At 58.4% G+C, this 12,962-nt stretch carries 14 protein-coding genes and 1 tRNA gene; 6 read left to right on the top strand and 9 right to left on the bottom strand.

The genetic code is table 11. The annotated features are described in order from the left end of the window. Positions 1-21 precede the first annotated feature (21 nt). The 8 genes from ychF to ACOYXH_RS20600 all read right to left on the bottom strand — a co-directional run bounded on the left by ychF (position 22) and on the right by ACOYXH_RS20600 (position 6,943). Positions 22-1,122: a redox-regulated ATPase YchF gene (gene ychF / locus ACOYXH_RS20635; RefSeq protein WP_007912904.1), complete on the bottom strand. Its 1,101-nt coding sequence runs from the start codon at positions 1,120-1,122 to the stop codon at positions 22-24. A gap of 22 nt (positions 1,123-1,144) precedes the next feature. Further along, on the bottom strand, positions 1,145-1,729 hold the full coding sequence (gene pth, locus ACOYXH_RS20630; RefSeq protein ID WP_008079560.1) for an aminoacyl-tRNA hydrolase: 585 nt from the start codon (positions 1,727-1,729) through the stop codon (positions 1,145-1,147). Between the two features lie 171 nt (positions 1,730-1,900). Next, positions 1,901-2,503 (bottom strand): 50S ribosomal protein L25/general stress protein Ctc, encoded by a 603-nt coding sequence (locus ACOYXH_RS20625; protein ID WP_095050602.1) that lies wholly within the window; start codon positions 2,501-2,503, stop codon positions 1,901-1,903. A gap of 141 nt (positions 2,504-2,644) precedes the next feature. Further along, positions 2,645-3,586 carry a ribose-phosphate pyrophosphokinase gene (locus ACOYXH_RS20620; RefSeq protein ID WP_003171603.1) on the bottom strand — a complete coding sequence of 314 codons (942 nt, stop codon included), beginning with the start codon at positions 3,584-3,586 and terminating at the stop codon, positions 2,645-2,647. A 45-nt stretch (positions 3,587-3,631) separates the two neighbouring features. After that, positions 3,632-3,706 (bottom strand) — tRNA-Gln (locus ACOYXH_RS20615). Positions 3,707-3,742: 36 nt separating this feature from the next. After that, positions 3,743-4,594: a 4-(cytidine 5'-diphospho)-2-C-methyl-D-erythritol kinase gene (ispE, locus tag ACOYXH_RS20610; RefSeq protein WP_095050603.1), complete on the bottom strand. Its 852-nt coding sequence runs from the start codon at positions 4,592-4,594 to the stop codon at positions 3,743-3,745. Between the two features lie 3 nt (positions 4,595-4,597). After that, the gene (gene lolB, locus ACOYXH_RS20605) at positions 4,598-5,215 is read right to left on the bottom strand and encodes a lipoprotein insertase outer membrane protein LolB (protein WP_095050604.1); all 618 of its coding nucleotides are present in this window, start codon (positions 5,213-5,215) and stop codon (positions 4,598-4,600) included. Between the two features lie 3 nt (positions 5,216-5,218). Beyond that, entirely contained in the window at positions 5,219-6,943 is a 1,725-nt protein-coding gene (locus ACOYXH_RS20600) for a tetratricopeptide repeat protein (protein ID WP_095050605.1), read from the bottom strand. A gap of 182 nt (positions 6,944-7,125) precedes the next feature. Here ACOYXH_RS20600 and hemA point away from each other — a divergent pair, with 182 nt between their 5' ends. The 6 genes from hemA (at position 7,126) to ACOYXH_RS20570 (ending at position 12,486) form a co-directional block, all read left to right on the top strand. Next, positions 7,126-8,412 carry a glutamyl-tRNA reductase gene (gene hemA, locus ACOYXH_RS20595; RefSeq protein WP_007951716.1) on the top strand — a complete coding sequence of 429 codons (1,287 nt, stop codon included), beginning with the start codon at positions 7,126-7,128 and terminating at the stop codon, positions 8,410-8,412. Further along, the gene (prfA, locus tag ACOYXH_RS20590; protein WP_095050606.1) at positions 8,409-9,491 is read left to right on the top strand and encodes a peptide chain release factor 1; all 1,083 of its coding nucleotides are present in this window, start codon (positions 8,409-8,411) and stop codon (positions 9,489-9,491) included. The genes hemA and prfA overlap by 4 nt, the downstream gene beginning before the upstream one ends. Continuing rightward, positions 9,492-10,322 carry a peptide chain release factor N(5)-glutamine methyltransferase gene (gene prmC, locus ACOYXH_RS20585; protein WP_095050607.1) on the top strand — a complete coding sequence of 277 codons (831 nt, stop codon included), beginning with the start codon at positions 9,492-9,494 and terminating at the stop codon, positions 10,320-10,322. Beyond that, positions 10,316-11,071: a molybdopterin-synthase adenylyltransferase MoeB gene (locus tag ACOYXH_RS20580; protein WP_460066007.1), complete on the top strand. Its 756-nt coding sequence runs from the start codon at positions 10,316-10,318 to the stop codon at positions 11,069-11,071. The genes prmC and ACOYXH_RS20580 overlap by 7 nt, the downstream gene beginning before the upstream one ends. Beyond that, complete coding sequence (gene murI / locus ACOYXH_RS20575) at positions 11,064-11,855, top strand: glutamate racemase (protein ID WP_095050609.1); 792 nt, start codon at positions 11,064-11,066, stop codon at positions 11,853-11,855. Before ACOYXH_RS20580 ends, murI begins: the two co-directional genes overlap by 8 nt. Positions 11,856-11,967: 112 nt before the next feature. Then, positions 11,968-12,486 (top strand): acyloxyacyl hydrolase, encoded by a 519-nt coding sequence (locus tag ACOYXH_RS20570; RefSeq protein WP_095114379.1) that lies wholly within the window; start codon positions 11,968-11,970, stop codon positions 12,484-12,486. 132 nt (positions 12,487-12,618) lie between these two features. Here ACOYXH_RS20570 and ACOYXH_RS20565 read toward each other — a convergent pair whose 3' ends face one another. Next, positions 12,619-12,924 carry a YkgJ family cysteine cluster protein gene (locus ACOYXH_RS20565; RefSeq protein ID WP_077574517.1) on the bottom strand — a complete coding sequence of 102 codons (306 nt, stop codon included), beginning with the start codon at positions 12,922-12,924 and terminating at the stop codon, positions 12,619-12,621. Positions 12,925-12,962 lie beyond the last annotated feature (38 nt).

Here is a 12,962-nt window from a genome sequence, read left to right as displayed (position 1 = left end):
GCTTTTTCTTGGGCGTAACGCTTACACGTTGAAGCGGAAGTGCATCACGTCGCCGTCCTTGACGATGTAATCCTTGCCTTCCAGGCGCCATTTACCGGCTTCTTTGGTACCGGCTTCGCCCTTGTACTGGATGAAGTCGTTGTAGGCGATGACTTCGGCACGGATGAAGCCTTTCTCGAAGTCGGTGTGGATCACGCCGGCAGCCTGAGGTGCGGTGGCACCGACTTTGACGGTCCAGGCGCGGACTTCTTCGACACCGGCGGTGAAGTAGGTCTGCAGGTGCAGCATTTCGTAACCGGCGCGGATCACGCGGTTCAGGCCAGGCTCTTCCAGGCCCAGGGCCTCGAGGAACATGTCCTTCTCTTCGCCGTCATCGAGCTCGGCGATTTCAGCTTCGATCTTGTTGCAGACCGGAACGACCATCGCGCCTTCTTCTTCGGCGATGGCGCGAACCACGTCCAGGTGCGGGTTGTTCTCGAAACCGTCTTCAGCGACGTTGGCGATGTACATGACCGGTTTGGTGGTCAGCAGGTGGAAGCCCTTGATCACGGCCTTTTCGTCAGCGCTCATGTTCTTCATCAGGCTGCGCGCCGGTTTGGCTTCGGTGAAGTGCGCGATCAGTTGCTCAAGCAATGCTTTCTGAACGACTGCATCCTTGTCACCGCCCTTGGCGTTGCGCGCAACTTTCTGCAGTTGCTTCTCGCAGCTGTCGAGGTCGGCGAAGATCAGTTCCAGGTCGATGATTTCGATGTCGCGTTTCGGGTCGACGCTGTTGGAAACGTGGATCACGTTTTCGTCTTCGAAGCAGCGCACCACGTGAGCGATGGCGTCGGTCTCGCGGATGTTGGCGAGGAACTTGTTGCCCAGGCCTTCACCTTTCGAGGCGCCGGCAACCAGGCCCGCGATGTCGACGAATTCCATGGTGGTCGGCAGGATGCGCTTCGGATTGACGATGGCCGCCAGTGCTTCCAGGCGCGGATCCGGCATCGGCACGATGCCGCTGTTCGGCTCGATGGTGCAGAAGGGGAAGTTCTCGGCCGCGATACCGGATTTGGTCAGGGCGTTGAACAGGGTGGACTTGCCGACGTTAGGCAGGCCGACGATGCCGCAATTGAATCCCATGGTGTTTCCCCTCGGAGTAGAGTCAGGCCTTCTGGCTGTGCAGGTTTTTCATCGCGCGGTTCCATTCACCGGCGAGGATATCCGGCAGCACGCCGAGGGCAAAGTCGATGCTGGCATCGAGTTTTTCCTGTTCGGCGCGTGGCGCACGACCCAGGACGAAATTTGAAACCATACTGGCGACGCCCGGGTGGCCAATGCCAAGCCGCAGGCGGTAGAACGTATTCTGATTGCCCAGTTGCGCAATGATGTCGCGCAACCCGTTGTGACCGCCATGGCCGCCGCCCTGCTTGAGCTTGGCAACGCCCGGAGGCAAGTCGAGTTCGTCATGCGCCACCAGAATTTCTTCAGGCTTGATGCGGAAGAAACCGGCGAGTGCCGCCACGGCCTGGCCGCTGCGGTTCATGTAAGTGGTGGGAATCAGCAGACGAACATCCTGACCCTGATGCGAATAGCGCCCGGTCAGGCCAAAATATTTGCGATCGGCCACAAGATTCACATTCTGTGCGTGGGCGATGCGCTCAACAAAAAGGGCCCCTGCGTTATGCCGGGTCTGGTCGTATTCGGCGCCTGGATTACCCAGGCCAACGATCAGTTTGATGGCAGTCACGATAGGGGCCCTTCCTTTGAGTGGTGAGTAACATCGCCGCAATCAGGCAAAGCGGCGAAAGTGGACGAAAAATGCTCATTTACCATGGATGTAAACTCCGCGTTCTCGCCCGCTTTCTCGCTACGTTCCAGTCCGCGATGTTACTTGCTCACTCAGGCTAAACAGAGTGAATTACTCTGCTGCGCCTTCTTCGGTAGCTTCTGGAGCAACGCGTGGAGCGTGTACGTTTGCAACAGCTTTGTCGTCACCGTGAGCCAGTGCAACGAACTCAACGCCTTTAGGGGCTTTGAGGTCGGACAGGTGGACGATTGCGCCGATTTCCAGAGCCGACAGGTCGACTTCGATGAACTCAGGCAGATCTTTCGGCAGGCAAGTTACTTCGATTTCGTTCAGGACGTGCGAGATCTCGCCGCCTTTCTTGATCGGAGCTTCTTCACCAACAAAGTGCACAGGCACGATAGCGGTCAGTTTCTGACCGGCTACGACGCGTACGAAGTCAGCGTGCAGAACGTGACCCTTGGACGGGTGACGTTGCAGAGCTTTGATGATGACGTTCTGCTTTTTGCCGCCAACGTTCAGTTCGATAACGTGGCTGTAGGCAGCTTCGTTTTCGAGCAGTTTGGCAACTTCTTTGGCCAGCATGCTGATGGATTCAGGGGCTTTTTCGCCACCGTAAACAACAGCTGGAACCAGAGCGGCGAGACGACGCAGGCGGCGGCTCGCACCTTTCCCCAGGTCGGAACGCACTTCAGCATTCAGAGTAAAATCGTTCATTTTGTATCTCCAAAATAGCCATGACCGAGTGGCGTTTGCGACCAGCGCCGAACACGGTATGGGCAAAAAAGCCCCGCCCCGGCAGGAATGCCGGGGCGGGGCGCTTTTCGTCAACGAGACATTTCGAGAAGGGCAGGGCCCTTAACGGAACATCGCGCTGATCGATTCTTCATTGCTGATGCGGCGAACCGCTTCGGCAACAACCGGTGCGATATCCAGTTGACGGATACGTGCACAGGCTTGTGCTGCAGCGGACAGCGGGATGGTGTTAGTCACCACCAGCTCGTCCAGCACGGAATTTTCGATATTCTCGATGGCCCGACCCGACAGCACAGGGTGTGTGCAGTAGGCAAAGACCTTGGCTGCGCCATGCTCTTTCAGGGCCTTGGCCGCGTGGCACAGAGTGCCGGCGGTATCGACCATGTCATCGACCAGAATGCAGGTACGCCCTTCGACATCACCGATGATATGCATCACTTCAGAGTGATTGGCTTTCTCACGGCGTTTGTCGATGATCCCGAGATCCACGCCCAGGGATTTGGCAACGGCACGTGCACGCACGACGCCACCAATGTCCGGGGATACGATCATCAGGTTTTCGAAGCGCTGATCTTCAATGTCATCCACCAGAACCGGGGAGCCGTAGATGTTATCTACCGGAATATCGAAGAAACCCTGAATCTGGTCAGCATGCAGATCAACCGTGAGAACACGGTCGATGCCGACTACGGTAAGCATGTCAGCAACGACTTTCGCGCTGATAGCCACACGTGCGGAACGCGGACGGCGATCCTGACGGGCATAACCAAAATAAGGAATAACAGCAGTGATACGAGTAGCCGAGGAGCGGCGGAAGGCATCAGCCATCACTACCAGTTCCATCAGGTTATCGTTGGTCGGGGCGCAAGTCGGCTGAATAATGAAAACGTCTTTACCGCGAACGTTTTCATTGATCTCGGCAGTAATTTCGCCGTCGGAGAACTTACCGACAGAGATGTCACCGAGAGGGATATGCAGCTGACGTACAACACGCCGAGCCAGATCGGGGTTAGCATTCCCCGTAAAGACCATCATCTTGGACACGCGCAGTACCTAGAGGCTGAGGGTAACCTGGATGAGTATAGAAAATGGCAGGGGCGGCTGGATTCGAACCAACGCATGGCAGGATCAAAACCTGCTGCCTTACCGCTTGGCGACGCCCCTGTATCTGTTGCATCAAGTGCCGTGCACTTGGTTCCTTTAGAGCAGACTTTGCAGCTTGCGGTGCAACATCGAAACGTTGCTGCCTTTGGCTACAAACCCTGTAAGGGTCTCTGTCAGAAGGGCCGAGACTTTATCAGCTTCAGCTTTGCTTGGGAAGCCCCCAAACACACAACTTCCAGTTCCGGTGAGCTTTGCTTCGGTAAATTTACCTAACAAATCCAATGCGTTACGTACTTCTGGATAACGCCTTGCAACCACCGGCAAGCAGTCATTTCGACTGTTTCCCTCGGGAACGGGGCGCACTTTAATGGGCGGCGTGTTACGTGTCAACAAAGGATCGGAAAAAATTTCTGCCGTACTTACAGAGACTTGCGGCACGAGCACCAGATACCACGGTTCTTCGGGATCCACGGGGGTGAGTTTCTCGCCCACGCCCTCGGCAAACGCCGCGTGGCCACGGACGAAAACCGGTACGTCGGCCCCCAGCGAAAGGCCCAGTGCGGCCAGGCGATCTTCATCCCAGCTCAACTGCCACAAATGATTAAGGCCGAGCAAAGTCGTCGCCGCGTTCGAACTGCCGCCACCGATGCCGCCGCCCATGGGCAGGACTTTATCAATCCAGATATCGATGCCGAGCGTGCAACCGGACTGTTGCTGGAGCATTTTTGCTGCACGCACGATCAGGTTGCTGTCATGCGGCACGCCGGCGAACTCGGTGTGCAGTTGAATCACACCGTCATCACGCACGGCAAAAGTGATTTCATCGCCGTAATCGACAAACTGAAACAGCGTCTGCAACTCGTGATAACCGTCTTCACGGCGACCGAGAATGTGCAGCATCAGGTTGAGTTTGGCCGGCGACGGCAGGGTCAGGCGTGCAGCGGTCATGGGTTACTGCCCCAACTTGCGCGGTTGCCAGGTCTTGATCACCAGCGTCACGTCGAGGTCAGTGCCGTGCAGTTTGATGCGCTCGGGCAACCAGTAACCGTTTTGTTCGGTGTAAGCGGTGTATTCGACCTTCCAGCCATCCTGTTCCAGGTTGGCCAGACGGCTGTCGGCGTCCAGGTTCAGGCGACTTTTGCTGTCTGGAGCGGGCAGGCCACGCACCCACCAGGCCAGATTCGACACCGGCAGTTTCCAGCCAAGCTGTTCTTCGAGCAAGGCTTCCGGGGACTGCGATTCGTAGCGCCCCTGATTCGCGACTTCCAGCGACACTTTGCCCGGACGCCCGGTCAGTCGCGCGGCGCCACGACCCAGCGGGCCGGACAGGCGAATGTCGTAATAGTCCTGACGTTGCAGCCAGAAGAGCGTGCCGCTACCGGAATCTTTCGGCGCGCGGATGCCAATCTTGCCGTCGATCTGCCAGCCATCAAGGCCGGTCAGCTGTTGTTTGTTAGCGGCCCATTGAGCCGGACTGCCGTGGCCCTCGACCGATTCGCGGGTACCAAAACCCGAGCAGCCGGCGAGCAGGGCGATGAAGCTGAAAACAATAACGTGGCGCGAAAACATGGGTTAGAGAGTCTCGGATCCGGTCAGGCGCTTGATGGTGCTGCGCAGAATGGTGCTGTCGGGCTGATCCTTGAGGAATTTGCCCCAGATTTGTTTGGCTTCACGCTGGTTGCCCTTGGTCCACAACACTTCACCGAGGTGCGCGGCGACCTCGTGATCAGGGAAGCGCTCCAGCGCCTGACGCAGATATTTCTCGGCGTCATCCAGATTGCCCAGGCGGTAATTCACCCAGCCGAGGCTGTCGAGTACGGCTGGGTCTTCCGGATTGATCTGGTGCGCCTGCTCGATCAGCGCTTTCGCTTCAGCGTAGCGTGTGGTGCGGTCGGACAAGGTGTAGCCGAGCGCGTTAAGCGCCATGGCGTTGTCCGGATCGCGCTTGATGATCAGGCGCAGGTCTTTTTCCATCTGTGCCAGATCATTGCGTTTTTCCGCGAGCATCGCCCGGGTGTAGAGCAGATTCAGGTCGTCCGGGTATTGCTGCAAGGCGTGTTGCAAGACTTTCCAGGCCTTGTCGTCCTGTTTGTTGGCCGACAGGGTTTCCGATTCGATCAGATAGAGCTGAATCGCGTAATCCGGTTGCTCGTCGCGCTGGGCGGCGAGTTTGCTCTGCGCTTCAGCGGTCTTGCCGTTGTTCATCAAGATATCGGCCTGACGCAATTGCGCCGGCAGGTAATCATTGCCCGGGCCAACCTGGGCGTATTCGATAAGGGCGCCTTGCGGGTCGTTGCGCTCTTCAGCGATGCGACCGAGGTTCAGGTGCGCCGAATCGACGTGACTTTCGCGGGCGATCAAATCTTCCAGATAACCCTTGGCCTCGTCCCAGGCCTTGGCTTCCAGGCAGACCAAGGCCAGCGAGTAACGCAGTTCGTCGTCTTCCGGGTATTGCTGAACCAGACTGGAAAACTCGGCCTTGGCGTCGTCCATGCGGTCTTGCTCAACCAGCATGCGCGCGTAAGTCAGGCGCAGGCGTTTGTCGTCCGGGTACTTCTTGATGCTTTTTTGCAGCAGGGGCAGCGCTTCGTCGCCACGGTTCAGCAATTGCAGCAGGCGCGCGCGCAGCAGAATCGGGGCGATCTCGCCTTCTTCCGGCGGGTGGTCTTCGAGCAATGCCAGTGCGGCTTTGTTGTCGCCGTCCTGTTGCAACAACAGGGCCTTGCCGAAAATCAGCTGGCTGTTGTTCGGATGGCGCTGCAACAAACGGTCGAAACTTTTCATCAGGCCGTTACGGGTTTCCTGATCGGTATCGGCGGCCGACAGCGCGAGGAAGTCGAAATGGGTATCGCCCTTACCCTGCAGGACTTTCTCCATATAGACCATCGAGTCGTCATAACGCCCGGCACGCGCCAGTTGCACGGCCGCGGCGCGTTGCGCTTCGAGGTCGTCCGGGGCGTTTTTCGCCCAGATCAGCGCGGTATCGAGGGCCGGTTGATCGGCGCCCAGATATTCGGCGATACGGAACGCACGCTCGGAGACACCCGGATCCTGGGTGTTGATGGCCTGGGTTACGTAGTTATCCAGGGCAATGTCGAAACGATTGCGCTGGCCGGCGAGTTCGGCGCTCAACAGGCTGAAAACGGTTTCCTCGCTGAACGAGCTGTAAACCTTGGGCTTTTCAGGCGCGGGCGTGGTGTCTTCGACCGAAGGCGTACCGTCCGGCGAAACGGGCGCCAAGGCCTGGCAGCCGCTGAGGAAGACAAAAGCGAGGAGCAACGCGGAAGATCTATTCATATAGGAAGAGGACGACTAACCTGCGGTCGGATCATCATGACACAAGCCTTCGGCCAAACATAACCGAGACTCAATTGTGCCCATTATAGGGGCTGACGATTGGGACAATAGTCAGCGGTAGTTGTTCTGAATCTTTCGAAGGTGGACAATTGCCGGCTTCACGTCACCATCAGCGACCTTGAATGGCCTTCCTTGCACTCGGTATCAACCACAAGACTGCTTCAGTAGACGTCCGCGAGCGCGTGGCTTTTACTCCTGAACAGCTGGTGGAGGCCTTGCAGCAGCTCTGCCGACTGACCGACAGCCGCGAAGCTGCGATCCTCTCCACCTGCAATCGCAGTGAGCTTTATATAGAACAGGATCAGCTTTCGGCCGATATCGTGCTGCGCTGGCTGGCCGACTATCACCATTTAAGCCTCGATGAGCTGCGCGCGAGTGCTTATGTGCATGAAGATGATGCGGCAGTTCGTCACATGATGCGCGTCGCCTCCGGGCTCGACTCGCTGGTGCTGGGCGAGCCGCAAATTCTCGGTCAAATGAAATCGGCCTACGCCGTGGCCCGCGAGGCCGGCACCATCGGGCCGCTGCTGGGGCGGCTGTTTCAGGCAACCTTCAATGCCGCCAAACAGGTACGCACCGACACCGCCATCGGTGAAAACCCGGTATCAGTGGCGTTTGCCGCCGTCAGCCTGGCCAAGCAGATTTTCAGTGATTTGCAGCGCAGTCAGGCTTTGTTGATCGGCGCCGGCGAGACCATCACTTTGGTCGCCCGCCATTTGCACGAACTGGGCGTCAAGCGCATCGTCGTTGCCAACCGCACTCTGGAACGGGCCAGTCTGCTGGCCGAGCAGTTCGGTGCTCACGCGGTGTTGCTCTCGGACATCCCGGCCGAACTGGTGCGCAGCGATATCGTCATCAGTTCAACCGCCAGTCAGTTGCCGATTCTTGGCAAGGGCGCGGTGGAAAGCGCATTGAAACTGCGCAAGCACAAACCGATCTTTATGGTCGACATCGCCGTTCCCCGGGATATCGAGCCGGAAGTCGGCGAGTTGGACGACGTTTACCTCTACAGCGTTGACGATCTCCACGAAGTGGTCGCCGAAAACCTCAAGAGCCGCCAAGGCGCAGCGCAAGCCGCCGAAGAGATGGTCTCGGTCGGCGCTGACGATTTCATGGTGCGCCTGCGCGAACTGGCGGCGGTCGACGTGCTCAAGGCCTATCGTCAACAAAGCGAACGCCTGCGCGACGAGGAGCTGCAAAAAGCCCTGCGCCTGCTGGCCAATGGCGGCAACGCCGAAGACGTGCTCGGACAACTGGCCCGTGGCCTGACCAATAAACTGTTGCATGCGCCCAGTGTGCAACTGAAAAAGCTTTCTGCCGAAGGCCGCCTCGATGCGCTGGCCATGGCCCAGGAACTCTTTGCCCTCGAGGGCTCACCGGATAGCTTTTCGGATAAAAAACCGCAATGAAAGCGTCACTGCTCAATAAGCTGGACATCCTCCAGGACCGTTTCGAGGAACTGACCGCGCTGCTCGGCGACGGCGAAGTCATTGCCGATCAGGCCAAATTCCGCGCTTATTCCAAGGAATACGCCGAACTTGAGCCGGTGGTACAAGGCTATAAAAAGCTGCTCAGCGTACAAAGCGATCTTGAAGGCGCGCAGGCGCTGCTCAAGGACAGCGACCCGGACATGCGTGAAATGGCCGTGGAAGAAGTCCGCGAAGCCAAGGAATTGCTGATCACCCTGGAAGCCGACCTGCAACGCATGTTGCTGCCCAAGGATCCCAACGACGGCCGTAACGTCTTTCTCGAAATCCGTGCCGGCACCGGTGGCGACGAGGCGGCGATCTTTTCCGGCGACCTGTTCCGCATGTACTCGCGTTACGCCGAGCGGCGCGGCTGGCGTGTCGAGATCCTGTCGGAAAACGAAGGCGAACACGGTGGCTATAAAGAAGTCATCGCCCGCATCGAAGGCGACAACGTTTACGGCAAGCTGAAATTCGAATCCGGTGCGCACCGCGTACAGCGCGTGCCTGCTACCGAATCACAGGGCCGTATCCACACCTCGGCCTGCACCGTGGCGGTATTGCCCGAGCCGGACGAGCGCGAAGCCATCGAGATCAACCCGGCGGATTTGCGCGTCGATACGTTCCGCTCCTCCGGGGCCGGCGGTCAGCACGTTAACACCACCGACTCGGCGATCCGCATCACGCACATACCGACCGGCACTGTCGTCGAGTGTCAGGAAGAACGTTCCCAGCACAAGAACCGCGCTCGGGCGATGGCCTGGCTGTCGGCCAAACTCAACGATCAGCAAACCGCAGCGGCGGCCAACGCGATCGCCAGCGAGCGTAAATTGCTGGTTGGCTCGGGCGACCGTTCCGAGCGAATTCGTACCTACAACTTTGCTCAGGGCCGGGTCACTGACCATCGCGTCAACCTGACCCTGTACTCCCTTGACGAAATTCTTGCCGGTGGCGTTGAAGCGGTGATCGAGCCATTGCTGGCCGAATACCAGGCTGACCAACTCGCAGCGATAGGTGAATAAATGACCATCATTGCCAGCCTGTTGCGTGCCGCGGAATTGCCGGATTCACCGACTGCGCGTCTGGATGCCGAGTTGCTTCTCGCCGCTGCACTGGGCAAATCGCGCAGTTTTCTGCACACCTGGCCCGAGCGCATCGTGCCGAGCGAAGCGGCGCTGACTTTTGCCGAGTACTTGCAACGCCGCCGTAGCGGTGAACCGGTGGCTTATATTCTCGGGCAGCAGGGCTTCTGGAAACTCGATCTTGAAGTCGCGCCGCACACGCTGATTCCGCGTCCTGACACTGAATTGCTGGTGGAAGCGGCGCTGGAGTTGCTCCCCGCGACGCCGGCCAAAGTGCTCGACCTCGGCACTGGCAGTGGCGCAATTGCGTTGGCCTTGGCCAGCGAACGTCCGGCGTGGAAAGTCACTGCCGTGGATCGCGTACTCGAAGCCGTGGCCTTGGCCGAACGCAATCGTCAGCGTCTGCATTTGAACAACGCCACGGTGCTGAGCAGTCATTGGTTCAGCGCGCTGGAAGGTCAGCGTTTCCAGTTGATCATCAGCAATCCGCCGTACATCGCTGCGGCCGATCCGCATCTGGTCGAGGGCGATGTGCGCTTCGAACCGGCCAGTGCGCTGGTTGCCGGTGAGGATGGACTCGACGATCTGCGTTTGATCGTCGCGCAGGCTCCGGAACATCTGGAGGCCGCTGGCTGGCTGATGCTCGAACACGGCTATGATCAAGCCGAAGCCGTGCGCGATTTGCTGCTCACGCGCGGTTTTGAAGAGGTCCACAGCCGCACCGATCTGGGCGGCCATCAACGCATCAGTCTGGGGCGCCTGCCGTGCTGAATGATCAGGAATTGCTGCGCTACAGCCGGCAGATTCTGCTGCAACACATCGACATCGATGGGCAACTGAAGCTCAAGGACAGTCGCGTGTTGATCGTCGGCCTCGGCGGTCTCGGTGCACCGGTTGCCTTGTATCTCGCGGCGGCGGGTGTCGGTGAATTGCATCTGGCAGATTTCGACACGGTCGATCTGACCAACCTGCAACGCCAGATTATTCACGACACCGACAGCGTCGGTATGAGCAAGGTCGACTCGGCGCTCAAGCGTTTGACGGCGATCAATCCAGAAATCCAACTGATCGCTCATCGTCAGGCACTGGACGAGGATTCTCTCGCTGCTGCCGTGGCGGCGGTGGATCTGGTGCTCGACTGTTCCGATAATTTTTCCACCCGCGAAGCGGTCAACGCCGTGTGTGTGGCGGCGTGCAAACCTTTGGTCAGTGGCGCGGCGATTCGGCTGGAAGGGCAGTTGTCGGTGTTCGACCCGCGTCGTGCCGAGAGTCCGTGTTACCACTGTTTATATGGGCACGGCAGCGAAGCCGAACTGACTTGCAGCGAAGCCGGTGTGGTCGGGCCGCTGGTCGGCCTGGTTGGCAGCCTGCAAGCACTGGAAGCCTTGAAGGTTTTGGTCGGTTTTGGCGAACCACTGGTGGGGCGCTTGTTGTTGATCGATGCCCTCGGTTCGCGTTTCCGCGAGTTGCGGGTCAAACGCGATCCGGGTTGCAGCGTCTGTGGTCCGCGCCATGCGTGAAGCGCCGATCGGCGTGTTCGACTCCGGCGTCGGCGGCTTGTCGGTGCTGGCGGAAATCCAGCGTTTGCTACCCAATGAATCGCTGCTCTATGTCGCTGATTGCGGGCACATTCCCTACGGTGAGAAAACCCCTGAATTCATTCGCCAGCGCTGCAGCGTGATGGCCGGGTTTTTCCGCGAGCAAGGCGCCAAGGCCTTGGTCATCGCGTGCAATACTGCGACGGTCGCGGGTGTCGCCGATCTACGCCGTGATTTCCCTGACTGGCCGCTTGTCGGCATGGAGCCTGCGGTCAAACCTGCCGCTGCCGCGACCCGCAGCGGAGTGGTCGGTGTGCTCGCCACCACCGGCACGTTGCAGAGCGCCAAGTTCGCCGCACTGCTTGATCGCTTTGCCACCGACGTGCGTGTGATTACTCAGCCATGTCCCGGTCTGGTCGAGCTGATTGAAAGCGGCGATCTGCACAGCGCCGAGTTGCGCCAGTTGCTGCAAGGGTATGTCGAGCCACTGTTGGCCAGCGGTTGCGACACGATCATTTTGGGCTGCACCCACTATCCCTTTCTCAAGCCGATGCTCAAGTCGATGATCCCCGCGGACATTAGCCTGATCGATACTGGCGCTGCTGTGGCGCGGCAACTTCAGCGGCTTTTGGCGGAGCGCGATTTGCTCGCTGTCGGCCCGAACCAACCGGTCAGATTCTGGACCAGCGCCGATCCTGAGTACTTCAAAAACATCCTGCCACTGCTCGGACAAAACGCTGGCGAAGTGCAAAACTTCGACTTGTAAAAAAATTGTGAAATAACTAAAAAATCAGCTGAACTTCTAAGTAGGCGCCAGCTTCTATAGCGAAGAGTTATCTAGAAAACCAAACGATCGTTCCGGAAAAGGAAGTTTCAACGTGAAGCGACTATTCTGCTTGGCCGCGATTGCGGCCGCACTGATGGGGCAAAGTATTACTGCACAAGCGGCAGGTGTTGAGTTTGCGGTGGGGGCCACCAGCGACTCGACCATGACGTACCGCTTGGGCATGAATTTCGACTGGGACAAGAGCTGGCTGCAAAGTGACGTCGGTCGCCTGACCGGTTACTGGAGCGGGGCTTACACTTACTGGGAAGGTGACAAGACCTCCAGTAACAACAGCCTGTCGTTCTCGCCGGTATTTGTTTACGAGTTTGCCGGTCAATCGGTCAAACCGTATGTGGAGGCGGGGATTGGTGTCGCGGCTTTCTCCAATACCAAGTACGAATCCAACAATCTCGGCGGCTCTTTCCAGTTCGAAGACCGTTTCGGTTTTGGTCTGCGTTTCAATGGCGGGCATGAAGTCGGGATTCGTGCGACACACTATTCCAACGCCGGTCTGGCCAGTGACAACGACGGTGTAGAAAGTTACTCGCTGCATTACACGATGCCGCTCTAACGGCTAAACGCTTGACCCCTGTGGGAGCGAGCCTGCTCGCGAAAGCTGTTTCATGTTCAACGAAGATGTTGAATGAAAGACCGCTATCGCGAGCAGGCTCACTCCTACATTTGTTTTGGGGTGTTCTTGTGATCAGCGGTAGGCAGTCGTGATGCCTTTGCGTTCTTCAATGCACTCCGGCGCGCCCATCTCGAACTCGCGGCAGATCAGCGGACGCTTCTCATAGATCGTGCACATCATCGTGTCGCGATCCAGCGCCGCGCACCAGCCGTCATCCAGACGCAGCATCACTTCGCCGCCCCACTCATCGGTATCGATAAAGCGATCAGGCACGCCAGTGTCGGTGATCAGCATCACTTCGAGCTGGCAACAACACGCCGCGCAGGTCGAGCAAGTGACCGCCGGTTCCGTGATTTGTTGGTGGGGAATGGTCTTCATGGTCGGCAGTGTAAGGCAGTGGCCGGCACACGTGTGAA

The organism is Pseudomonas sp. Mb7, assembly GCF_054790525.1.
The sequence above is the reverse complement of the archived record's forward strand: the minus strand, read 5'-3'. Positions and strand labels throughout refer to the sequence as shown.